General features: G+C 73.1%; 17 protein-coding genes. 4 read left to right on the top strand and 13 right to left on the bottom strand.

From position 1 onward, the window contains the following. Positions 1 to 182: 182 nt before the first annotated feature. The 7 genes from eno to CUD01_RS14150 all read right to left on the bottom strand — a co-directional run bounded on the left by eno (position 183) and on the right by CUD01_RS14150 (position 9,690). Complete coding sequence (gene eno / locus CUD01_RS14120; RefSeq protein WP_094182004.1) at positions 183 to 1,463, bottom strand: phosphopyruvate hydratase; 1,281 nt, start codon at positions 1,461 to 1,463, stop codon at positions 183 to 185. 150 nt (positions 1,464 to 1,613) lie between these two features. Beyond that, on the bottom strand, positions 1,614 to 3,707 hold the full coding sequence (locus CUD01_RS14125) for an endo-1,4-beta-xylanase (RefSeq protein ID WP_141322020.1): 2,094 nt from the start codon (positions 3,705 to 3,707) through the stop codon (positions 1,614 to 1,616). A 111-nt stretch (positions 3,708 to 3,818) separates the two neighbouring features. Further along, positions 3,819 to 5,216, bottom strand: coding sequence for a Re/Si-specific NAD(P)(+) transhydrogenase subunit beta (gene pntB, locus CUD01_RS14130; protein ID WP_141322023.1), 1,398 nt, complete (start codon positions 5,214 to 5,216; stop codon positions 3,819 to 3,821). A gap of 1 nt (position 5,217) precedes the next feature. After that, the gene (locus CUD01_RS14135; protein WP_141322026.1) at positions 5,218 to 6,780 is read right to left on the bottom strand and encodes a Re/Si-specific NAD(P)(+) transhydrogenase subunit alpha; all 1,563 of its coding nucleotides are present in this window, start codon (positions 6,778 to 6,780) and stop codon (positions 5,218 to 5,220) included. Between the two features lie 169 nt (positions 6,781 to 6,949). Then, positions 6,950 to 7,639 (bottom strand): nucleoside triphosphate pyrophosphohydrolase, encoded by a 690-nt coding sequence (locus tag CUD01_RS14140; protein WP_307722688.1) that lies wholly within the window; start codon positions 7,637 to 7,639, stop codon positions 6,950 to 6,952. Next, complete coding sequence (locus CUD01_RS14145) at positions 7,606 to 8,139, bottom strand: SurA N-terminal domain-containing protein (protein ID WP_141322029.1); 534 nt, start codon at positions 8,137 to 8,139, stop codon at positions 7,606 to 7,608. Before CUD01_RS14145 ends, CUD01_RS14140 begins: the two co-directional genes overlap by 34 nt. A 93-nt stretch (positions 8,140 to 8,232) precedes the next feature. Beyond that, entirely contained in the window at positions 8,233 to 9,690 is a 1,458-nt protein-coding gene (locus CUD01_RS14150) for a helix-turn-helix domain-containing protein (RefSeq protein WP_174773902.1), read from the bottom strand. A gap of 112 nt (positions 9,691 to 9,802) precedes the next feature. Here CUD01_RS14150 and CUD01_RS14155 point away from each other — a divergent pair, with 112 nt between their 5' ends. Next, a complete protein-coding gene (locus CUD01_RS14155; protein ID WP_141322035.1) occupies positions 9,803 to 11,662 on the top strand; it encodes a phosphoenolpyruvate carboxykinase (GTP) in 1,860 nt (619 codons plus the stop codon). Between the two features lie 20 nt (positions 11,663 to 11,682). Here CUD01_RS14155 and CUD01_RS14160 read toward each other — a convergent pair whose 3' ends face one another. Then, positions 11,683 to 13,212 carry a helix-turn-helix domain-containing protein gene (locus CUD01_RS14160; RefSeq protein WP_141322038.1) on the bottom strand — a complete coding sequence of 510 codons (1,530 nt, stop codon included), beginning with the start codon at positions 13,210 to 13,212 and terminating at the stop codon, positions 11,683 to 11,685. Between the two features lie 150 nt (positions 13,213 to 13,362). Here CUD01_RS14160 and aceA point away from each other — a divergent pair, with 150 nt between their 5' ends. Both aceA and aceB read left to right on the top strand, forming a co-directional pair. Next, positions 13,363 to 14,700 carry an isocitrate lyase gene (gene aceA, locus CUD01_RS14165; RefSeq protein WP_141322041.1) on the top strand — a complete coding sequence of 446 codons (1,338 nt, stop codon included), beginning with the start codon at positions 13,363 to 13,365 and terminating at the stop codon, positions 14,698 to 14,700. 120 nt (positions 14,701 to 14,820) lie between these two features. Continuing rightward, the gene (gene aceB / locus CUD01_RS14170) at positions 14,821 to 16,488 is read left to right on the top strand and encodes a malate synthase A (protein WP_141322044.1); all 1,668 of its coding nucleotides are present in this window, start codon (positions 14,821 to 14,823) and stop codon (positions 16,486 to 16,488) included. Positions 16,489 to 16,663: 175 nt separating this feature from the next. Here aceB and CUD01_RS14175 read toward each other — a convergent pair whose 3' ends face one another. After that, complete coding sequence (locus CUD01_RS14175) at positions 16,664 to 17,419, bottom strand: SDR family NAD(P)-dependent oxidoreductase (RefSeq protein ID WP_141322047.1); 756 nt, start codon at positions 17,417 to 17,419, stop codon at positions 16,664 to 16,666. Between the two features lie 141 nt (positions 17,420 to 17,560). Here CUD01_RS14175 and CUD01_RS14180 point away from each other — a divergent pair, with 141 nt between their 5' ends. Beyond that, on the top strand, positions 17,561 to 18,406 hold the full coding sequence (locus CUD01_RS14180; protein ID WP_141322050.1) for a helix-turn-helix transcriptional regulator: 846 nt from the start codon (positions 17,561 to 17,563) through the stop codon (positions 18,404 to 18,406). Positions 18,407 to 18,419: 13 nt separating this feature from the next. On the opposite strand, the gene CUD01_RS14185 is transcribed toward CUD01_RS14180, so the two are convergent. The 4 genes from CUD01_RS14185 to CUD01_RS14200 are packed head-to-tail and all read right to left on the bottom strand — an operon-like array spanning position 18,420 to position 22,394. Next, positions 18,420 to 19,010 carry a hypothetical protein gene (locus CUD01_RS14185; protein ID WP_141322053.1) on the bottom strand — a complete coding sequence of 197 codons (591 nt, stop codon included), beginning with the start codon at positions 19,008 to 19,010 and terminating at the stop codon, positions 18,420 to 18,422. A gap of 44 nt (positions 19,011 to 19,054) precedes the next feature. Continuing rightward, on the bottom strand, positions 19,055 to 20,359 hold the full coding sequence (locus CUD01_RS14190) for a hypothetical protein (RefSeq protein ID WP_141322055.1): 1,305 nt from the start codon (positions 20,357 to 20,359) through the stop codon (positions 19,055 to 19,057). Beyond that, positions 20,356 to 21,678: a hypothetical protein gene (locus CUD01_RS14195; protein WP_141322058.1), complete on the bottom strand. Its 1,323-nt coding sequence runs from the start codon at positions 21,676 to 21,678 to the stop codon at positions 20,356 to 20,358. The genes CUD01_RS14190 and CUD01_RS14195 overlap by 4 nt, the downstream gene beginning before the upstream one ends. Continuing rightward, the gene (locus CUD01_RS14200) at positions 21,675 to 22,394 is read right to left on the bottom strand and encodes an ATP-binding cassette domain-containing protein (protein ID WP_243861192.1); all 720 of its coding nucleotides are present in this window, start codon (positions 22,392 to 22,394) and stop codon (positions 21,675 to 21,677) included. Before CUD01_RS14200 ends, CUD01_RS14195 begins: the two co-directional genes overlap by 4 nt. Positions 22,395 to 22,434: the final 40 nt, after the last annotated feature.

The following is a 22,434-nucleotide window of genomic DNA, read 5'->3' on the forward strand; positions in this document are numbered from 1 at the left end:
GGGGCGGCGGCGTGGCGGTTGGGGCGGGCGCGGGGTGGTGCGGGGCGGTTGGGGCGGGCGCGGGGTGGTGCGGGGCGGTTGGGGCGGGCGTGGGGCGGTGCGGGGATGGGTGAGGCCGGTCGCCCTTGGGGGCGACCGGCCTCGGGTGGTCGGTGGTGACCGACCGGTTCAGGCTGAGGTGATCAGGCCTGGAAGCGCGGGAAGGCCGAGCGGCCGGCGTAGCGACCGGCGTCGTCCAGCTCCTCCTCGATGCGCAGCAGCTGGTTGTACTTGTTGATGCGCTCGCCACGGGCGGGGGCACCGGTCTTGATCTGGCCGGCGTTCGTCGCGACCGACAGGTCGGCGATCGTCGTGTCCTCGGTCTCGCCGGAGCGGTGCGAGGTCATCGTCGTGAAGCCGTTGCGCTGCGCGAGCGTCACCGCGTCGAGCGTCTCGGTGAGCGTGCCGATCTGGTTGAGCTTGACCAGCAGCGAGTTCGCCGACTTGAGCTGGATGCCCTTGGCAAGACGCTCCGGGTTCGTCACGAACAGGTCGTCGCCGACGATCTGCACGCGGCCACCGACCTCGGCGACGAGCTGCGACCAGGAGTCCCACTCGTCCTCGGACAGCGGGTCCTCGATGGACACCAGCGGGTAGTCCGTCACGAGCTGCTCGTAGTACGCGATCATCTCGGCGGGCGTCTTGGCGCCACCCTCGAACTGGTACGCGCCGTCCTTGAAGAACTCGGTCGACGCGACGTCGAGCGCGAGCGCCACGTCGGTGCCCGGCGTGAAGCCGGCCTTCTCGATCGCGGTGAGGATCAGGTCGAGCGCCGCGCGGTTGCTCGACAGGTTCGGCGCGAAGCCACCCTCGTCGCCCAGGCCCGTGCTGAGGCCCTGGGCCTTCAGGACGGACTTCAGCGAGTGGTAGACCTCGGTGCCGGTGCGCAGCGCCTCGCGGAAGGTCGTGGCGCCGATCGGGGCGACCATGAACTCCTGGATGTCGACGTTCGAGTCGGCGTGCGAACCACCGTTGAGGATGTTCATCATCGGCACGGGCAGGACGTGCGCGTTGGGGCCGCCGACGTAGCGGAACAGCGGCAGGTCGGCCGAGTCGGCCGCGGCCTTGGCGACCGCGAGCGAGACGCCCAGGATCGCGTTCGCGCCGAGCTTGCCCTTGTTGGGCGTGCCGTCGAGCTCGATGAGCGCGGCGTCGACGAGACGCTGCTCGCTCGCCTCGAACCCGATGATCTCGGGGGCGATCTCGTCGATGACCGCGTTCACGGCCTGCTCGACGCCCTTGCCCAGGTAGCGCGACTTGTCGCCGTCACGACGCTCGACGGCCTCGAAGGCGCCGGTCGACGCGCCGGACGGGACCGCCGCGCGGGCGATCGTGCCGTCGTCGAGCGCGACCTCGACCTCGACAGTGGGGTTGCCGCGCGAGTCCAGGATCTCGCGGGCGCCGACGGCCTCGATGCTGGCCATGGGAGCTCCTTCGACATGCAGGTGGGGTCCGTGCAAGGTGGGTTTACGACCTCACCCTAGTGGCGTCCGACGACGGGTGCGCCGGGACCTCCGTCCGCTGGACACGCGTGTGCATGTCCTACGCACGGCTCCCGGCGCACCCCGCCGCGGCTACGCCGCCGTGCAGGCGGACCCGTTGAGCGCGAACGCCGTGCCCGGCGTGGGCGTGCCCGGGTGCGACGCGTTGAACCCGATCTCGACGCTCGCGCCGGGTGCCAGCCGCCCGTTCCACGGGGCGTTCTGCGCGGTGACGCGCGTGCCGCTCTGCGACCACTGGGCGCTCCAGCCCTGCGTGACCTGCTGCCCCCCGCCGAACGTGAACGTGAGGGTCCACGCGTCGAGCGCGGTCGAGCCGGTGTTCGTCACCCGGACGTTCGCGGTCAGGCCGGTGTTCCACGCGCTGGCCGACCAGCGGACCGTGCAGGCGCCCACGGGCGGGGGCGTCGGGGTCGGCGTGGGCGTCGGGGTCGGCGTGGGCGTCGGCGTCGAGGTGGGCGTCGGCGTCGAGGTGGGCGTCGGGGTCGGCGTGGGCGTCGGGGTCGGCGTGGGCGTGGGGGTCGGGGTGCTCGTCGTCCCGATCCGCGACGGGTCGACCACGCCCCAGAACGCGTCCTTCGCCTGGAGCTGCCCGTCGAACAGCAGCGGCGCGGCACCCGCGCGCAGCCACGTGCGCGAGTCGTCGACACCCCAGATCGTCACGGACTCGAACGACGACGCGTGCTTCTTGAGGACCGCGAGCAGGTCGCGGTAGTAGTACGCCTGCTGCCGCAGCCGGTCCGCGGGCGGCGTGGTCCACGACTCGCCACCGTGCTGGTACGTCGAGACGTCGAGCTCGGTGACGGCCTGCCGGACCGGGAGCGCCTCGAACGCGGCGATGGTGCCCTCGACGTACTCGAGCGAGCGTCCGACCTCGACGTGCAGCTGGTGGCCCACGCCGTCGACGGGCACACCCTGCGCGAGCAGGGACTTCACGAGCGCGAGGTAGGGGGCGCGCTTGTTCGGGTACTCGCTGTTGTAGTCGTTGATGAACAGCAGCACATCGGGACCGAACGCGTCGCGCGCGTAGCGGAACGCGTCGGCGATGTAGGACGGCCCGAGGATGCGGTACCACTCGCTGCGGCGCAGGCCGTCGCTCTGGTTCTCGTCGATGACCTCGTTGACCACGTCGAACGCGAAGATCGGGTTGCCCGGTGTGCCGAACTCGCCGTACGTGGTGCGGTAGTGGTCCGCGACGGCCTCGATGTGCGTCTTGAGCCGCGAGCGCAGCAGCGCCTGGTCGGCGGTGCTCGTCGTGAGCGCGGCGCCGTCCCGCTGGAAGAACCACTCGGGCGTCTGCTGGTGCCACACCAGCGTGTGGCCGTAGACGCGCTGGCCGTGCTCGAGCGCGAAGTCGACGAGCTGGTCGGCGGGGCCGAACCGGAACGTCCCCTCGGTCGGCTGGATCGCGTCGGGCTTCATCTGGTTGCCCGGCGTGATCTGTGCGGCGTGGTGCGCGACGAGCTCGCCGCGGCCCGCGAGCACGTCGGCCGGCTCGACCGCGAGGCCGAACGTGAACCACGGCGCGAGCGTCTCGTCGATCTGCGGGAGCGACAGGTCGGGGCTCACCTTCTCGCTCGTGACCGTGACGTCGTCGACGAGGAAGTCCGTCAGGGACGAGGTGGACTCCACGTACAGCGACGCGGTGTCGAACAGCCCCGGGGTGTAGCTCGCGCTGACGTGCGTCCACGCGCCGCTCGTGACGCCCGTGGCCGTCGCGATCGTCTCGTACGCCGACGTGCCGTCGACGTCCCGCTGCGCGGACACCCGCAGGTCCGCGTAGCCGCTGCCCGTCGCGGGCAGCCGCAGCCACAGCGACACCTGGTGCGTCACGCCCGGCTCGAACGTATCGGTCACGTCGACGACCGCGCCGTTCCAGGACTGCGTGCGCCCGGTCGCGAGGAGGCTCTGCGTGCCGCGCGCATCCTGCGTGGTCAGCGCGACGGTCGCGTCGCCGCGGCCGGTCCAGCCGTCGAGGCCGTCCTCGAAGTCGGCCCGCAGGACGGTCGTCGCCGCGTGCGCCGGCGTCGCGGACTGCGCGACGAGGGCGAGCACGGCGACGAGGGCCGCGACGACGAGCGCCGCGAGGCCGCTCACGGGCAGCGCGGTCGCCCGGCGCGTCGGGGTCCCGGCGCGGGGGTCGAGGTGGACGAGGGCACGGCGAGGCATCGCATCGCTCCTGACGGCATGCCGACGGCACCGTCCGCCGGTCAGCCCGGAGGCTAGGGACCGCTCGGACCCCGGGACGACGGGTGAACCGTTTCGTCCCGGTGGCCGCGGTCAGCCTGCGGCGAGCGCCGCGACGATCTTCTCGGTCTGGTCCCGCGCGTCGCCGAACAGCATCGCGGTGTTGTCCCGGAAGAACAGCGGGTTCTGCACGCCCGCGTACCCGGTGGCCATCGAACGCTTGAACACGACGACCTGCTTGGCGTTCCAGACCTCGAGCACCGGCATGCCCGCGATGGGCGACGACGGGTCGTCGAGCGCCGCGGGGTTGACCGTGTCGTTCGCGCCGATCACGAGCACGACGTCGGTCTCGTCGAAGTCGCCGTTGATCTCGTCCATCTCGAGGACGATGTCGTACGGCACCTTCGCCTCGGCGAGGAGCACGTTCATGTGCCCGGGCAGGCGGCCCGCGACGGGGTGCACGCCGAAGCGCACCTCCACCCCGCGTGCGCGCAGCTTCTCGACGAGGTCCGCGACCGGGTACTGCGCCTTGGCGACCGCCATGCCGTAGCCGGGCGTGATGACGACGGACCGCGCTCCCGCGAGGGCCTCGGCGACGTCCGCCGCGGACATCTCGTGGTGCTCCCCGACGGGTCCGCCACCGGCGGGCGCCGCGGCACCCTCCTCGGCCCCGAAGCCGCCGAGGATCACCGAGACGAACGACCGGTTCATGGCCCGGCACATGATGTAGGACAGGATCGCACCGGACGCGCCGACGAGGGCGCCGGTGACGATCAGCAGGTCGTTGCTGAGCATGAAGCCCGCGGCCGCGGCGGCCCACCCGGAGTACGAGTTGAGCATCGACACGACGACGGGCATGTCGCCGCCGCCGATGGCCGCGACGAGGTGCCAGCCGAGCGCGAGCGCGATGAGCGTCATCAGCGCGAGCGGCCAGACGGACGGCTCCGCGAGGAACCACGCCAGCAGGCCGCACGAGACGAGCACGGCCGCGAGGTTGAGCAGGTTGCGGCCGGGCAGCGTCAGCGGCGCGCTCTTCATCCGCGCCGAGAGCTTGAGGAACGCGACGACCGACCCGGTGAACGTCACGGCACCGATGAGCACGCCGAGGAACACCTCGACGAGGTGCACGCCGTCGTGCGTGCCGGTCAGGTAGGAGTTGTAGCCGACGAGCACGGCCGCGATGCCGACGAACGAGTGCAGGATCGCGATCAGCTCGGGCATCTGCGTCATCTCGACGCGGCGCGCGCGCCACGTCCCGACGACCACCCCGATGCCCAGCACGAGCGCGATGAGCAGCGCGGTCACGCCGACGGCCCGCTGGGACTCGTTCAGGGCGCGCGCGACGACGGCGGCCAGCGCCAGCCCCATGCCGACCATCCCGAGCACGTTGCCGCGTCGGGCCGTCTCCTGCTTGGACAGGCCGGCGAGCGACAGCACGAACAGCACCGCGGCGAGCAGGTAGATGGCGTTCGTGAGCGACACGAGCGTCATGTCAGGCCCCCCGTCGGAACATGCGGAGCATCCGGTTCGCGACCAGGAACCCGCCGAAGATGTTGATGGACGCGACCGCGGCGGCGACGCACGCGAGCACGGTGACCACGGGGTCGTCGGACCCGATCTGCAGGAGCGCGCCGACGAGGATGATCCCGGAGATCGCGTTGGTCTGGGCCATGAGCGGCGTGTGCAGCGAGTGCGACACGTTCGAGATCACGTAGTACCCGACGAACACCGCGAGCACGAACACCGAGAAGTGCGCGAGGAACTCGCTCGGCGCGTACGAGATGCCGAGCGTGAGCAGCAGGGCACCGAGCGCGTACGCGACCGTGCGCCGCTGGGCGCGCACCTTGGCACGCTCCGCCTGCTCGGCCTGCCGCGCCGCGACCTCCTGCGGGCTGGGCGGCGGCGGGCCGGTCGTCGGTGGCGGCGCGGCCGAGACCGCGACGGGCGGCGGCGGCCACGTGACGTCGCCGGCGTGCGCGACCGTCATGCCGCGCTGCACCGGGTCCTCGAGGTCGAGCACGAGCTCGCCGCCCTTGCCGGGCGTGAGCAGCTGCATCAGGTGCACGACGTTCGTGCCGAGCAGCTGCGACGAGTGCTGCGGCATGCGCCCGGGCAGGTCCGTGAAGCCGAGGACGACCACGCCCCCGTCGGTCACGACGCGCTCGCCCGGCACGGTGAGCTCGCAGTTGCCGCCGCCCGTGGCGGCGAGGTCGACGACGACCGAGCCGGGCCGCATGCCCGCGACGGCGGCGGCCGTGATGGTCGTGGGTGCGGTGCCGCGCACGAGCGCGGTCGTCACGACGATGTCCGCGTCGGCGCACTCGCGCGCGTAGACCTCGAGCGCCGCGGCGGCCTGCTCCTGCGTCAGCGGCTTCGCGTAGCCGTCGGCGCTGATCTCCTGCTGCGCCTCCGGGGCGCGCACGAACGTCGCGCCCATCGACTCGATCTGCTCCCCGACCTCGGGTCGCACGTCGAACGCGCGCACCTGCGCACCGAGCGAGTCGGCGGTGCCGATCGCGGCGAGGCCCGCGACGCCCGCACCGATGACGAACACCTTGGCCGGCGGGGTCTTGCCCGCGGCCGTGACCTGCCCGGCGAACATCCCGCCGAACTCGCCCGCGGCCTCGACGACCGCGCGGTAGCCGGCGACGTTCGCCATGCTCGAGAGCACGTCGAGCGCCTGCGCGCGGGAGATGCGCGGGACGGCGTCGAGCGCGAGCGCGGTGACGCCGCGGGCGGCGAGGGTCGCGACGAGCTCGGGCCGCTGCGCGGGCTGGAGCTGGGCGACGAGGACCGCTCCCTCGCGCAGCAGCGCGACCCGCTCGTCGGACGGGGCGTCCACGGCGGTGACGACGTCGGCACCCCACGCGCGCGCCGTGTCGACGACCTGCGCCCCGGCGGCGGCGTACGCGTCGTCGGCGAACGTCGCCGCCTCGCCCGCACCGGCCTCGACGAGCACGTCGTACCCGAGCCCGACGAGCTTCGTCACGGTGGCCGGGGTCGCGGCCACCAGGCGTTGCCCGGCCGCCTCCCGCGGGATACCGATCGTCGTCACGCAACGCCTCCTGACCTGCGCGCACCCGCCTGACGCGGGGTGGACGCACGGTGACCGAATCGTGGCCGGGTGACCGTCTCACCGGCTCGCCGCCGACCCTACCGACGTGCGGCGACCTGCCACGGGACCACGGTCCCTCGTGGACATCCGCGACCCCTCGCGGCCGCCGTCAGCCCGATTCGGCGGCGCGCACGCGGTCCTCCCAGCCCGCCGTCGTCCGCCGCAGCTCGCCCTCGGCGTCCAGGCCCGCCGCACGCGCCTCACGCACGAGCGCGAACAGCCGCGCGCCGAGGTCGTCGCCCGCGGGCGCGTCGACCGCGAGCCCCGCGCGCTCCGCACGCGCGACGAGCTTCTGCGTGCGGGCCAGCGCACCGAGCGCCAGCGGCACGCCGTCGAGCGCGGACCCGCGGTCCTTCTCGGCGCGCTTGATGCGGTCCCACGCGACGTGGCGCCCCTCGTCGTCGGGGGCGGACTGCTCGTCGGTGAACACGTGCGGGTGCCGGCGGACGAGCTTCGCGACGAGGTCCGCGGCCACGTCCTGCACGTCGAACGGGTCGTCGGCGTCCTCCTGCGCGACGCGGGCGTGGAACACGACCTGCAGCAGCAGGTCGCCCAGCTCCTCGCGCAGCCCCGCGCGGTCGTCGTGCTCGATCGCCTCGACGAGCTCGTACGCCTCCTCGAGCGCGTACGGCGCGAGCGAGGCGTGCGTCTGCTCCGCGTCCCACGGGCACCCGCCCGGCGAGCGCAGCCGGTCCATGACGGCGACGAGCTCGTCCAGCGCGCTCGTCGTGCCGCCCGCCGGGGGCCGGTCGGCCGGGGCCGGGCTCAGGGCGCGTCCGCCCGGGGCGTCACGATCCACGGCCGCGCGGACGCACCCTCGACCGCCGCGCTCTCGCCGAGGGTGCCGAACCGGGGGTTGACCTCGACGTCCAGCGCGTCGAGCCGCTCGGCCACCTGCTGCCCGAGCGCCTCGAGGTCGCCCGCGTCCTGCAGGTTGCCGGACGCGAGCGAGTAGCGCGCGATCGCGAGCGTCGCGTCGCTGTACTCGCCGACGTCGATGCCCACGGACTGCGAGACCTGGTCGAGCAGGCCGGCCGCGTCCTCGTCGGACACCGCCACGCCCTCGTCGGCCGCGAACCGCGTCATGGTCGGCTCCTGGATGAGGATCGACAGCACGGTCGGCACGTCGAACTGCTGCCCGAGCTCGGTGAGCTGGTCCGTCGCGGACCGCACCTCCTGCGCGGTGATGACGTGCCCGTCGACCACGGCGGCCGCGCCGGGCGTGCCCGAGCACGCCCCCAGGGTGGCGGCGGCGAGCACCGCGCCTCCCGCGAGCAGCACCGCCCGCGCGCGCGTCATCCGGTTCGTAGGCGTGCTGGTGTGCACCTGACCTCCCGCGTCCTCGCGACGACCTCGTCGACGGGCGCCATAGTAGGCCCACCGGCGCAGCGTTCAGGCACCGCCCGACGACGGCGCGTGCCGGTCGAGGAACGCGTACATCTCCGCGGCGTCCACGCCGGGGAACCGACCGGCGGGCAGCGGTGCGAAGACGTGCTGGTGGATGCGCGCGCTCGGCCAGGACGCCTGCTCCCACCGTGCGGCCGACCCCTCGTCGGGCCGGCGGCAGCACGCGGCGTCGGGGCACGTGCTCGTGCGGCGTACCTGCGTGTCCCGCCCGCGGAACCACCGCGCGGCCGAGAACGGCACGCCCACCGCGAGCGCGAACCGTCCGGTGGGCGCGACGCCGGGCTGCGTGGAGCACCAGAACGTGCCCACGGGCGTGTCCGTGTACTGGTACGACTCGGTCGCGTGGTCGCGGCGGGACAGCGCCTCGCGCACGCCCCAGCGCCGGCACACGACCTGCCCCTCGATCGCGCCGGTCACGTCCGCGGGCAGCGGCAGACCGTCGTTCGCGTAGGCGCGGTAGATCGAGCCGTCCTCGTTGATGCGCAGGAAGTGCACGCGGATGTCGAGGTGGTGGGTGGCGAGCGACGTGAAGCGCTGCGCGGCGGCCTCGTGCGTCACCCCGAACGCGTCCCGGAAGTCCTCGATCGCGAGCTCGCGCGAACGCTTGCGGGCCGCGAGGAACTCGACCGACGCGGACTGCGGCATGAGGCACGACGACGCGAAGTACGTGATCTCCATGCGCTGGCGGAGGAACTCCTCGTACGTGGCGGGCCGGTCGTGGTCGAGCACGCGGTGGGCCATGGCCTGCAGCGCGAGCGACCGCAGGCCGTGCCCGCCGGGGGTCGAGGCGGGTGGCAGGTAGATGCGCCCGTTCGCCAGGTCGGTGACCGTGCGGGTGGAGCGCGGCAGGTCGTCGACGTGGCGGATCTCGAAGCCGAGCCGCTCGGCCATGCGCCACACGGTGCGGTGCGTGAGCGGCCCCGAGGTGTAGCCGGCGTCGCGGACCATGCGCTCGGCGACGACCTCGAGCTCGGGGAAGTGGTTGTCGCGCTCCTGGCGCGCGAGGCGCAGCGCGGTGTTGGCGCGGCGGGCCTCCTCGGGCGTGGCGACGGCCTCACGGTCGCGCCGCGCGAGCTCGGCGTGCAGGCCGACGAGCTGCTCGAGCACCGGGGTGGGCAGCGTGCGGCCCGGGCGGACCTGCGGCAGCCCGAGGCGCTGGAACGAGGGCGTGCGCTGCGCCCTGTCGAGCTCGATCTCCAGGGCGGCCCGGCGCGTGGGCGGCTCGGGGTCGACGAGGTCGTTGACGGTGACGCCGAGCGTCGCGGCGAGGTCGCGCAGCAGCGACAGGCGAGGCTCGCGCCGCCCGTTCTCGACGAGCGAGAGCATGCTCGCGGTGACGCCCACCCGCGCGCCGAGCGCGTCGAGGGTCAGGCCCCGCGCGGTGCGCAGGTGCCGGATGCGGCGGCCGGTCGTGAGCACGTCGTCGGAAGGCACGGACCTCACGATACGTCAAGAACGCCGAAACTTGACGGCGGTTCGAGTTGGCAGCGCACGTCCAGATTGACAGACGATCGAGAGGCAGGACCACCCGCCCGGACTCGCACAGGAGCCGTCCATGACCGCCACGTCCGTCCGCATCCCCCGGCTGCCGACCGTCGACGCCCACCGCCCGCTCTCGCTGCTCGCCTGGGTGGACGCCGTCGCCCGGCTCACGGAGCCCGACGCGGTCGTGTGGTGCGACGGCTCCGCCGCCGAGCGCGAAGGGCTGCTCGCGCAGATGGTCGACTCCGGCACGCTGACCGCCCTCGACCCCGAGCGCCGCCCCGGCTCCTACCTGGCGCGGTCCGACCCCGACGACGTCGCGCGCGTCGAGTCCCGCACGTTCATCTGCAGCGAGGACGCCGCCGACGCGGGCCCCACCAACAACTGGCGCGAACCCGCGCTCATGCGCGCCGAGCTCGCGGGCGTGTTCGCCGGCGCCATGCGCGGCCGCACGCTCTACGTCGTCCCGTTCTCGATGGGTCCGGTCGACAGCCCGCTCGCCCGGTTCGGCGTGCAGCTCACCGACTCGCCGTACGTCGTCGTCAGCATGGGCGTCATGACGCGGGTGACCGGCGACGTCGTCGACCGCATTCGTGCGGGCGCCGCCTGGGTCCCGGCCGTGCACAGCGTCGGTGCCCCGCTCGTCTCGTCGGACGGCACGCGCGTCGCGGACGTCCCGTGGCCGTGCAACCCGCGCAAGTACGTCGCGCACTTCCCCGAGTCGCGCGAGATCTGGTCGTTCGGGTCCGGGTACGGCGGCAACGCGCTGCTCGGCAAGAAGTGCTTCGCGCTGCGCATCGCGTCCGTGATCGGGCGCGACGAGGGCTGGCTCGCCGAGCACATGCTGCTCGTGCGCGTCACCTCCCCCGAGGGCAAGCGGTACCACGTGGCCGCCGCGTTCCCCTCGGCGTGCGGCAAGACGAACTTCGCGATGCTCCAGCCCACCCTGCCCGGGTGGCGGGTCGAGACGCTCGGCGACGACATCGCGTGGCTGCGCCCGGGCGACGACGGCCGGCTGTACGCCATCAACCCCGAGGCCGGCTTCTTCGGCGTCGCGCCCGGCACGGGCGTCGAGACCAACCCCACCGCGGTGCGGATGCTCGAGCGGGACGTCATCTTCACCAACGTCGCCCTGACCGACGACGGCGACGTGTGGTGGGAGGGCCTGACCCCCGAGCCGCCCGCGCACCTCACCGACTGGACCGGCCGGTCGTGGACCCCGGACTCGGGCCGCCCCGCCGCGCACCCGAACTCGCGGTTCACCGTGGCCGCCGCGCAGTGCCCGAGCATCGCCGACACGTGGCAGGACCCCGCCGGCGTGCCGGTCGACGCGATCGTGTTCGGCGGTCGCCGCGCGACGAACGTGCCGCTCGTGACCCGGGCGTTCGACTGGCAGCACGGGGTGTTCCTGGGCGCGACCGTCGCGTCGGAGCAGACCGCCGCCGCCGAGGGCACCGTGGGCACGCTGCGCCGCGACCCGTTCGCGATGCTCCCGTTCTGCGGCTACGACATGGCCGACCACTGGGGGCACTGGCTGTCCGTCGGCGCCGGACTGTCCGAGCAAGGGCGCCCGCTGCTGTTCGGCGTCAACTGGTTCCGCAAGGCCGCGGACGGCTCGTGGCTGTGGCCCGGGTTCGGCGAGAACTCCCGGGTGCTCGCGTGGATCGTCGGCCAGGTCGACGCCGCACGGGCCGGGTCCGACGAGGGCGCCGTGGCCGGTCCGGTCGGGCTGCGGCCCGCACCGGGTGCGCTCGACCTCGACGGCCTGGACCTGACGGACGAGCAGGTGGCCGAGCTGTTCGCGGTCGACCCGCAGGCGTGGCTCGCCGAGGCGGAGCTGACCGAGGTCTTCTTCGCGCAGTTCGGCGACCGCCTCCCGGCCCCGCTGCGCACCCAGCTGGCAGCCCTCCGCCACCGCCTGTCCCAGCCCTGACCCCGGCTGGACCACGCGCGTCAGGCGGGCGCGTGGCGCTCGAGGAACTCGTAGACCTCGGTCGTGTCGACGCCCGGGAACACGCCCACGGGCAGCGCCGCGAGCAGCGACGCGTGCGGTCGCGCCGACGGCCACGCCGCGCCCTCCCAGCGCTGCGCGAGCGGCTCGGGGGGTGTGCGGCAGCACGACGGGTCGGGGCACGTCGACGACGAGCGCAGGGTCGTCTCGCGGCCGCGGAACCACCGCACGTGCGCGAACGGCACCCCCACCGAGACCGAGAACGCGCCCTGCGACGACGGCTGCACGCGCGACGTGCACCAGTAGGTGCCCGACGAGGTGTCCGTGTACTGGTAGTACGGCGAGAACCGGTCCTCGCACGTGAACACGGTCCGCGCGGTCCACTGCCGGCACACCGGCTGGCCCTCGATCGCACCGAGCGGGTCCGACGGGAACGCGACGCCGTCGTTCTCGTACGCCTTGTGCAGCGTGCCGCCCTCGTGGACCTTCATGAAGTGCACCGGCAGGCCCAGGTGCCGCGTCGCGAGGTTCGTGAAGCGGTGCGCGGCGGTCTCGTAGGGCACCGCGAACGCGTCGCGCAGGTCCTCGACCGACAGGCGGCGCTCGTCCTTCGCCGCCGCGAGGAACCGCACCGCACCGTCCTCCGGGAGCATGAGGGCCGCGGCCAGGTAGTTCGCCTCGACGCGTTGGCGCAGGAAGTCGCGGTAGTCGCGCGGCTCGGTGTGGCCCAGCACGTGGCTGCCGAGCGCCTGGAGCACCGGCGAGCGCGAGTCCGAGAAGCCGCCGCCGATCTGCGGCAGGTAGATCCGGCCGTGCGCGTGGTCGGTCACCGAGCGCACCGAGCGGGGCAGGTCCGGCACGTGGTGCAGCGTGAAGCCCAGGTGCGCAGCGATGTCGGACGTCGCGCGCTGCGACAGCGGGCCGCCGTCGTGCCCGATCGCGGTCAGCAGCGTGCGCGCGTGCTCCTCGAGCTCGGGGAAGTAGTTGTCGCGCTCGCGCATCTGCGCGCGCAGCTCGGCGTTCGCCCGGCGCGCCTCCTCCGGCGTCGCCGCGTGCTCGGTGAGCAGCCGCTCCACCTCGTGCTGCATCGCGACGAGGGCCTCGAGCGCGTCGGTCGGCAGCGACTTCGCGACCTTGACCGTGGGCAGGCCGAGCTGCGCGAACAGCGGCCCGCGCTGCGCGCGCTCGAGCTCGACCTCGAGCGCGGCACGGCGGCTCGGCGCCTCGGTACGCAGGAGCTCGGCGAGCGGGACGCCGAGCGCCTCCGCGATCTGGCCCAGCAGGCTCAGGCGCGGCTCGCGGTGCCCGTTCTCGAGCATGGACACCTGCGAGGGCGCGCGCCCGACCGCGCTGCCGAGGTCCTCGAGGGTCATGCCGCGCTGCGTGCGCAGGTGCCGGATGCGGCGTCCGAGGACGAGCGTGTCGATGCCGCCCGAGCCGGCGGACACGTCGGCGCGCTCGTCGGCACGCGGGGAGGTGCGCGGGGAGGTGCGCGTGGGTGCGCTCGGGCGGTGCGGTGCTGTCGTCGTCACGTGACCAGCGTCACACCCGGCGCGGATTCTGTCACGCAGAAGTTTCACTGATCTTCTCGTCCATCAGCCGGTGAAGAACCCTTGCCCATGCCCCAACGTGGTGTCCACGGCCAGCCCGGCCGGAAGAACCGACGGACCCCCGGAGGAGCCATGACCACGCAGACGGACCCGACCGTCGCCCCCACGGGCACGGCGGGCCACCGCCCCGGTGACCAGACGACCACCGCCGAGCAGCTCGAGGCCGCCTGGCAGCTCGACCCGCGGTGGGCCGGCATCCGCCGCACCCACACGGCGGCCGACGTCGTCGCGCTGCGCGGGTCCGTCCGTGAGGAGCACACGCTCGCCCGCCGCGGCGCCGAGCGCCTGTGGGAGCTGCTGCACACACGCACCCACGTCCCCGCCCTCGGTGCGCTCACCGGCAACCAGGCCGTCCAGCAGGTCAAGGCAGGGCTCGAGGCCATCTACCTGTCCGGCTGGCAGGTCGCCGCCGACGCGAACCTGTCCGGGCAGACCTACCCCGACCAGTCCCTCTACCCCGTCAACTCCGTGCCCGCGGTGGTCCGGCGCATCAACAACGCACTCCTGCGCGCCGACCAGATCGACGTCCAGGAGCACGGTCGCCGCACCCGCGAGTGGCTCGCCCCGATCGTCGCGGACGCCGAGGCCGGGTTCGGCGGACCGCTCAACGCGTACGAGCTCATGCACGCGATGATCGCCGCCGGCGCCGCAGGCGTGCACTGGGAGGACCAGCTCGCCGCCGAGAAGAAGTGCGGCCACCTGGGCGGCAAGGTCCTCGTCCCGACGAACCAGCACGTGCGCACGCTCAGCGCCGCGCGGCTCGCCGCGGACGTCGCCGGGGTCCCGTCCGTCCTCGTCGCCCGCACCGACGCGCTCGGCGCGGACCTGCTCACCAGCGACGCCGACGAGCGCGACCACGAGTTCCTCACCGGGGAGCGCACCGCCGAGGGCTACCACCGGGTCCGCCCGGGCCTCGACGCGGTCGTCGCGCGCCAGAAGGCGTACGCGCCGTACGCCGACCTGCTGTGGGTCGAGACGTCGACGCCCGACATCGGGCTCGCGATCGAGTTCGCCGAGCGGATCCACGACGCCTACCCCGGCAAGCTGCTCGCGTACAACTGCTCGCCGTCGTTCAACTGGCGTCAGCACCTGTCCGACGACGACATCGCGCGGTTCCAGCGCGAGCTCGCCGGCCACGGGTACGCGTTCCAGTTCATCACCCTCGCCGGCTTCCACGCCCTCAACCACTCGATGTTCACGCTCGCCCGCGGCTACGCGGAGCGCGGCATGAGCGCGTACGTCGAGCTGCAGGAGGCCGAGTTCGCGTCCGAGGTCGACGGTTACACCGCCACGCGCCACCAGCGCGAGGTCGGTACCGGCTACTTCGACCGCGTCGCGACCGCGATCACCCCCGACAGCGCCACCCTCGCGCTGGCCGGGTCCACCGAGGCGGCCCAGTTCACGCACTGACCCCGCCGACGACCCGCGCGGGGCCCGGACCGGCCCCACCCGGCCACCGGCGCACCGCCGCGCCACCCCGGGCCCCGCGCGCACCCCGTCGTCCCACCTGCCTCACCCTCGGAGACCGCCATGACCGTGATCACGCCCCTGGCCAGCCGCGCGCTGCTGACCGACCCCCTGTCCCGCCCGCATCTCGAGGTCACCGGACCTCGCACCACCGGCACCGACGAGATCCTCACGCCCGAGGCGCTCGACTTCCTCACCGACCTGCACGCCCGGTTCGCCGGCCGCCGCCACGACCTGCTGCTCGCGCGCCAGCACCGCCGCGACCGCTGGTCCAACGGCGCCGACCCCGGCTTCCTGCCGCTGACCGCCGGCATCCGCGCCGACCCGACGTGGCGCGTCGCCGGCCCCGGCCCGGGCCTCGAGGACCGACGCGTCGAGATCACCGGTCCCACCGACCGCAAGATGACCGTCAACGCCCTCAACTCCGGCGCGAAGGTCTGGCTCGCGGACCACGAGGACGCCATGAGCCCCACGTGGTCCAACGTCGTCGGCGGACAGCTCAACCTGTTCGACGCGATCCGTGGGCAGGTCGACTTCACCTCGCCCGAGGGCAAGGAGTACCGCGTCGGCGAGCAGACCCCGACGATCGTGTTCCGCCCCCGCGGGTGGCACCTCACCGAGAAGCACGTCGCCTACGTCGACCGGGCCGGCATGCGCTCGTCGTCGTCCGCCTCGCTCGTCGACGCCGGGCTCTACCTGTTCCACAACGCGCAGGCGCTGATCGACGCCGGCCGCGGCCCGTACCTGTACCTGCCGAAGCTCGAAGGTCACCTCGAGGCGCGGCTGTGGGACGAGGTGTTCCGGTTCACCGAGACGTACCTGGGCCTGCGCCACGGCACGATCCGCGCGACCGTGCTCATCGAGACCATCACCGCCGCGTTCGAGATGGAGGAGATCCTCTACGAGCTGCGCGACCACTGCGCGGGCCTCAACGCCGGGCGCTGGGACTACATCTTCAGCGTCATCAAGAGCTTCCGGAACCGCGGCCCGCGGTTCGTCCTGCCCGACCGGTCACGCGTCACCATGACCGTGCCGTTCATGCACGCGTACACCGAGCTGCTCGTGGCCACGTGCCACCGGCGCGGGGCGCAGGCGATCGGCGGGATGAGCGCGTTCATCCCCAACCGGCGCTCGCCCGAGGTCACCGCGCGCGCCCTCGAGCAGGTCCGCGCCGACAAGCAGCGCGAGGCCGGCCAGGGGTTCGACGGCACGTGGGTCGCGCACCCCGACCTGGTGCCCGTGGCGCGCGAGGTGTTCGACGAGGCGCTCGGCGACCGGGTCGACCAGCGGCACCGCCTGCGCGAGGACGTGCACGTCACCGCGGCCCAGCTGCTCGACATCCCGTCCGCGGGTGGCGCGTCGCCCGGCGCGGTGACCGACGAGGGCCTGCGCGGCAACGTGTCCGTGGCCGTGCGCTACCTCGAGTCGTGGCTGCGGGGCGTCGGCGCCGCGGCGATCGACAACCTCATGGAGGACGCGGCCACCGCCGAGATCTCCCGGTCGCAGGTCTGGCAGTGGGTCCACCAGGAGGTGATGACCGCGTCCGGCACGCGCATCACCGCGGACCACGTCCGGTCGGTGCTCGCGTCGGTCCTGGCGCAGCTGCCTCGCTCGTCGGACGACCGGTTCGACGACGCGGCCGCGCTGTTCGAACAGGTCGCGCTGGCCGAGGACTTCCCGACGTTCCTGACGGTCCCCGCCTACACCCAGCACCTGGTCACGCCGCACTGACCAGCCCGACCCCGTCCCGTCCCCACACCGCGACCCCGCGGTTGCTCCGGCTTCCAGCCCCCATTCCCGGAGCAACCGCCGGGTCGTCGGTCTGCCCGACGACGAGCCCGTGGTTGCTCCGGCTTCGGCTCCTCTTGGCCGGAGCAACCGCGGGGTCGTCGTGGCCGGGCGTCGGTCAGAGGAGCTGGCCGCCCGAGGCCTCGATGCGCTGGCCCGTGACCCAGGACAGCGACGACGAGACGATCGCCGCGGCAGCGCGACCGATGTCGTCGGGCTCCCCGACCCGGCCCATCGCGCTCCCGCCCGCGATCATCGCGCGGTACCGCTCGTCGTCGCGGATGACGCCACCGCCGAAGTCCGTGGCCGTCGCGCCCGGGGCGATCGCGTTGACCGCGATGCGCCGCGGACCGAGCTCCTTGGCGAGGTACCGGGTCCACACCTCGACCGCGCCCTTCATCGCCGCGTAAACGCTGTAGCCGGGTGCGCCGACGAAGCGCGTCAGCCCGATCGACACGTTGAGCACGTGCCCACCGTCGGCGAGCAGCGGCGCGACCTCCTGCGTGAGCAGCACAGGCCCGCGCACGTGGATCGCGTAGAGCTCGTCGACCGCCGCGGCCGTGGTCCCGCCGAGCGGGGTGTGCGCGGCGACGCCGGCGTTGTTGACGAGCACGTGCAGCCCCGGCGCGCCCCACCCGGCGAGCACGCCGCGCAGCGCGTCGACGAACGCGGCGAACGTCTCCGGCGCGGACGTGTCGAGCGCGAGCGCGGCGGCCCGGCCACCGGCCGCGTGGATCTTCGCGACGACCTCGTCGGCCGCGGCGGCGCCGTGCACGTACGTCACGACGACGTCCGTGCCGTCGGCCGCGAGCGCGAGCGCGGTCGCGCGGCCGAGCCCGCGTGAACCACCCGTGACGAGTGCGGTGCGAGTCATGTGCGTTCCTTCCCTGGTGGTGGCGCCCCGGATCCGGGTGCCTCCCCACCGTGCGGCGCGGCACGCGGCGCATCCAGGCCGAGGTCATCCAGGGACCGGCGATCCCTGGCTGCCGCTCGTGGTCCGCGCGACGATGCACGCATGGATCGACCCCAGCTCGCCGACTTCCTGCGCGCACGACGCACCGCGCTGCAGCCCGAGGACGTGGGCCTGCCCCGCGGACCGCGGCGCCGCACCGCCGGGCTGCGCCGCGAGGAGGTCGCCGCGCTGTGCGGCATGTCCGCCGACTACTACGGACGGCTCGAGCAGGGCCGTGGACCGCAGCCGTCCGAGCCGATGCTCGCCGCGATCGCCCGAGGTCTGCACCTCACGCTCGCGGAGCGCGACCACCTCTTCCGCCTCGCAGGCCACCACGCACCGGACCGCGCGAGCCGCGCCGACCACGTCGCCCCGGCCGTGCAGCGCATCCTCGACCGGCTGCAGGACACCCCCGCGATGGTGGTCACCGAGACCGGCGAGACCCTGGTGCAGACACCCGCCGCGATGGCGCTGCTCGGCGACCAGACCCACTACACCGGGCTCGAGCGCTCCACCCCGTTCCGCTGGTTCACCGACCCCGCGTCACGCGACGTCTACCCGGCCGAGGACCACGACGAGCGCGCCGCGACGTTCGTCGCCGAGCTCCGCGCCGCCTACGCACGCGGCGGCGCAGGGTCCCGGGCCGCGCGCCTGGTCGACGCGCTGCTCCCCCGCAGCGAGGAGTTCGCGACGATGTGGGCCCGCCACGAGGTCGCCGACAAGCGCAGCCGCACCAAGCGCATGCAGCACCCCGACCTCGGCGTGCTGACCCTCGACTGCCAGACCCTCCTCGACACCGACACCGGTCAGCGCCTGCTCGTCTTCACCGCGAGTCCCGGCACCCCCGACGCCGACAAGCTCGCCCTCCTCACGGTCCTCGGTCCCCGCCAGACGACCGCCGCCCCCTGACGCTCGTCTGCCCTCAGCGACGAGCGCGCCGGAGGTAGCCGGGGCTGCGCGGGTCCCCGACGGCGAGCGCCAAGCCGACCACCGCGACGACCGCCGCGACGACGAGCTGCTCGGTCGACGCGGTCTCGCGGAACGACATCGACCACGGCGCCCACTCCGAGCTCTCACCCGGCGTGACCATCGCCGCCGCGAGCGCCACGACCGCGGGGATGAACACGTACACCGGTCCGGCGAGCGCACCGACCGCCGCGCAGATCCCGCTCAGCAGCAGCAGGTTGCGCAGGCACGCCGCCAACGGCAGTCCCGTGCCGAGCCGCGACCCGAGCAGCACGATCCCCCAGCTCAGCACCAACGTCAGCGCGTAGCACGCCGCCCGCACCGCGAGGACCCGCCCGTTGCGGAACACGATCGGGGTCGGAGCGATCCCCTGCGAGATCCCGACGGCCACCGCCATGAGCAACGGCACGGCGACGAGCACCCGCAGCTGCGGGTTGAGCTCGAGCGGCCCGAAGTGCGAGATCCGCCCATCCGGGAACGCCACGGTCAGCACGACCGCGAGCCCAAGCACCGGCACGGTCGAGTACCACCCGGTCGACGCAAGCACCGCCCGCACCAACCGCAGCGGGCGGACAGCGCTGCTCGCGGCCGTCATCGGAACGGATACGTGCACGTCCGGAACTCCCTCATCAGTCGATCCACCTCGTCGGAATCCAGGCTCCTGTACGGCGCCTGCTCGGCCACGAGCGAGGGGTCGACGAGCTCGAGCCACGTGCTCTCCACGTTGTGCGACTCGGCCGAGAAGGCGTCCGAGGTCGGCACTTCGCCGCCTCGTTCGTCGCAGTACCACGGGTCGACGAGATCCAGGACAAGACTGCGCGGTGTAACGGGCTCACCGATGAGCGGTTCGTCGAGGAGCAGCGACGCCCCGTGCCACTCGATCTCACCACCGGTCACCTCACGCACCTCGCGTGGCACGAGCGAGTGGTACCCCGCCTGCCGCGCAGCCTCGAACATCCGGGCGAGCTGCGTGTTGACCTCAGCCTGTACGCGCGCATGCTCGGGGTACATGCAGACCGGGACGCCCGAGACGTCCTCGCACAGCGACGGGGGCTTCCCCGTGTAGACCAGGCGGCTGCTCGGTCCGACCGAGCCCGCGACGACGACGAGACCGACGGCCACGACGGCGACCGCGCCCTCACCGACCCTCCGCCACCCGCTCCTGGCCACACCCCGACGCATCATCAGGCACGCCAGGATCAGCAGGGAGAGCATGACGACCTGACTGCCGAGGTAGACGACACTGTACGAACGCCCCACACGCGGGTTGAGCGAGGCGCCGGCGTACAGCAACGAGATGTGCTCGGTCCGCGCGGAGAACATGGACACGCCGACCAGCGCGATGACCGCCGCGAGGACGCCACCCAGGATCGGTCCCAGCGCCCTCCCCACCAACGCGCCCAGGGCAGCGAACAACGTCAGCATCAGCAGGTGGACGCCCACCCCGAGGAGCGCCCGCGGGTCCACGGACGGGGGCACCTCGACGAGCGCCGCGACGACGATCGCCGCCACGTTCGTCCCGCCGACGCCGACCGCGTATGCCCATGTCACGGCCGCAGCCGGTGAGCGCCACCACCTGTGGTCCTCGAGATGACGCGTGCCGACCGACAACCGGGCCAAGTCGATCGCAGCAGCACCGGCGACGACCGGTGCCACCGCGACGTGGCCGATCGGGATCCAGTCGATGATCCACAGCAGATCCGCACGCCATGGGGCGCCCCGCATCGCAAGCACGCTCGCGTTCACCCCAGCGACGATGAGCATCGCCCAGGGGAGCACCCCGTTGCGCATCACGAACCAGACCGGGACTGAGAGTCGTCCCGGCGGTCGACGCCTGGCACGCTCGTCGTCGGTCGGAACCTCCTGAGGCCGTTCGGCGAGTGTCGCGGCGCTCATCGGGAGGACTCCCCGCACGCGCGGAGGTCCGCCATGACTCGAGCTGCGTCCTGCGGCGTCAGCCGCGGGCCAGCGGGTCCGGACACCGAGGGCTGCTCCGACTCGATGAGCGCGAGCCACGTGCTCTGGAGCGCCAGCGCGTCGGCGGCGAACCGCTCGTAGTCCGACGTCTCACCGCTCCCGTCCATGCAGTGATAAGGGATGACGACGTCCTGGACGAGCGTCTCGACGTCCACAGCCCCGCCACCCAGCGGCCCGTCGAGCAGGATCTGAGGTCCCTTCCACGACGTGACGCCGCTGCTCGGGACCTCTCGCACCTCCCGGGGCACGAGGTCGTCGTACCCGGCGGCGCGCGCGCCGTCGAAGATCCGAGACAGCTGCGCGGCGACCTCGCCCTGCAGGCGCGCGTGCTCGGCGTAGAGACACACCTTGACGCCCACGACGTCGGAGCAGAGGTCCGGTGGCGTGTCCGTATGGGTCAGCCTGCTGCTGGGTCCGACGAACGCCGCGACCACGACCGCCCCGACCGCGATCGCAGCGACCGAGCGCTCCCCCGCTCGACGCCAGCGTCCACGAACGACCCCGGGGCGCATCAGCACCAGTGCCACCACCAGTCCCGACAGGAGCCCGGCCTGGCTGCCGAGGTACGCGACGTCATAGCTGCGTCCGACGCGTGACACGACCGAGGCGCCCGCGTACAGGAGAGCGATGTGCTCGGTCCGCGCCGACAACAGGTAGATGGCGGTCAGCGCGAGGATCGCGGCGAGGACCCCACCGAGAACGGGTCCGAGCACCCGGCCGACGAGCGTGCCCAGCGCCGCGAACAACGCCAGCATGAGTAGCTGAACCCCTACCCCCAGCAGTGCCCGTGGGTCGAGCCTCGGCGGCAGGTCGATCACTGCTGCGACGAGCATCGCCGTCACGTACGTCCCACCGACTCCGGTCGCGTACGCGAGCGTGATCACTGATCCCGGAGACCGCCACCAGCGGATGTCCTCGAGGTGCCGCGTGCCCACGCTCAGACGGGCAATGTCGATCGCTGCGCCACCGGCCACCACCGGCGCGATGGCGAGGTGACCGATGGGAAGCCAGTCGACGATCCACAACAGGTCCCCACGCCACGGAGCACCGCGCATTCCCAGCACTGCTGCGCACACCACGGTGACGATCAGCATGACCCAGGGCAGGACACCGTGGCGGGCGACGAACCACACCGCGTCGGCGGTCCGCGCGGCCGGGGCCGGGTGCGGGCTCGCCCGCGAGCCCGGAATCTGCCGAACCGAGCCAGGAGTCGTCGCCTGGCCCGCGAAGACGCTCACGCCGACACCCTGTCTCGGACGACTGACAGGAAGCCTCGTTCCACGGATTCGGAGGACACAGCCGTCCCGCCTCCGCGCTCGGCGAGCTCGTCTACGCTCCCTTGGAACGCGTCGGAGCCGTCGGCAAGTATCAGGACCCGCTCCGCTACCGCTGCGACGTCCTCGGCGAGATGGGTCGACACCAGGACCGCGTGTTCTCGTCCGAGCGTCGCGATCAGCTCTCGCAGCTCGGTGCGCTGCACCGGGTCGAGTCCCACCGTGGGTTCGTCCAGCACCACCACGCCTGCCGAGCCGATCAGCGCCTGTGCGACCCCCACTCGACGACGCATGCCACCCGAGAGCGCTCCGAACCGCCAACCGGCACGGTCTTCGAGACCGACCGCCCGGAGCGCCTCGCTGATCTCGTGGTCCGTGATCGGAGTCCGCCTGCTGCTCCGGCACCACGCCACGAACCGTAGGTAGTCCGTGACACGCACCCGGCGCGGCGCATCGAAATCCTGAGGCAGGTAGCCGGGCGGCATCGGCCGACCACCGGAGCGTTCGATCTCCACCCGTCCGCGAGTCGGTGCGAGCACGCCCACCACCGCGCCCATGAGCGTCGACTTCCCCGCACCGTTCGCGCCCAACAGCGCCGTCACACCCACGTCGAAGCGAGTGCTCACCGGTCCGAGCTCGAACCTGCCGCGACGGACGACCATGTCCTCGAGCAGCACCATCATCGATCCCCCCCGCCGGCGCGGCGGCCCGTCACAGGCC

Origin of the sequence: Cellulomonas uda (genome assembly GCF_006538705.1) — a bacterium.
GTDB lineage: Bacteria > Actinomycetota > Actinomycetes > Actinomycetales > Cellulomonadaceae > Cellulomonas > Cellulomonas uda.

Coding starts and splice junctions, on each gene's coding strand:
- CUD01_RS14155 (WP_141322035.1), top strand. CDS start 9,803: ATGACCGCCACGTCCGTCCGCATCCCCCGGCTGCCGACCGTCGACGCC.
- eno (WP_094182004.1), bottom strand. CDS start 1,463: ATGGCCAGCATCGAGGCCGTCGGCGCCCGCGAGATCCTGGACTCGCGC.
- aceB (WP_141322044.1), top strand. CDS start 14,821: ATGACCGTGATCACGCCCCTGGCCAGCCGCGCGCTGCTGACCGACCCC.
- CUD01_RS14145 (WP_141322029.1), bottom strand. CDS start 8,139: ATGACGCGCGCGCGGGCGGTGCTGCTCGCGGGAGGCGCGGTGCTCGCC.
- pntB (WP_141322023.1), bottom strand. CDS start 5,216: ATGACGCTCGTGTCGCTCACGAACGCCATCTACCTGCTCGCCGCGGTG.
- CUD01_RS14175 (WP_141322047.1), bottom strand. CDS start 17,419: ATGACTCGCACCGCACTCGTCACGGGTGGTTCACGCGGGCTCGGCCGC.
- CUD01_RS14125 (WP_141322020.1), bottom strand. CDS start 3,707: ATGCCTCGCCGTGCCCTCGTCCACCTCGACCCCCGCGCCGGGACCCCG.
- CUD01_RS14190 (WP_141322055.1), bottom strand. CDS start 20,359: ATGAGCGCCGCGACACTCGCCGAACGGCCTCAGGAGGTTCCGACCGAC.
- aceA (WP_141322041.1), top strand. CDS start 13,363: ATGACCACGCAGACGGACCCGACCGTCGCCCCCACGGGCACGGCGGGC.
- CUD01_RS14200 (WP_243861192.1), bottom strand. CDS start 22,394: ATGGTGCTGCTCGAGGACATGGTCGTCCGTCGCGGCAGGTTCGAGCTC.
- CUD01_RS14180 (WP_141322050.1), top strand. CDS start 17,561: ATGGATCGACCCCAGCTCGCCGACTTCCTGCGCGCACGACGCACCGCG.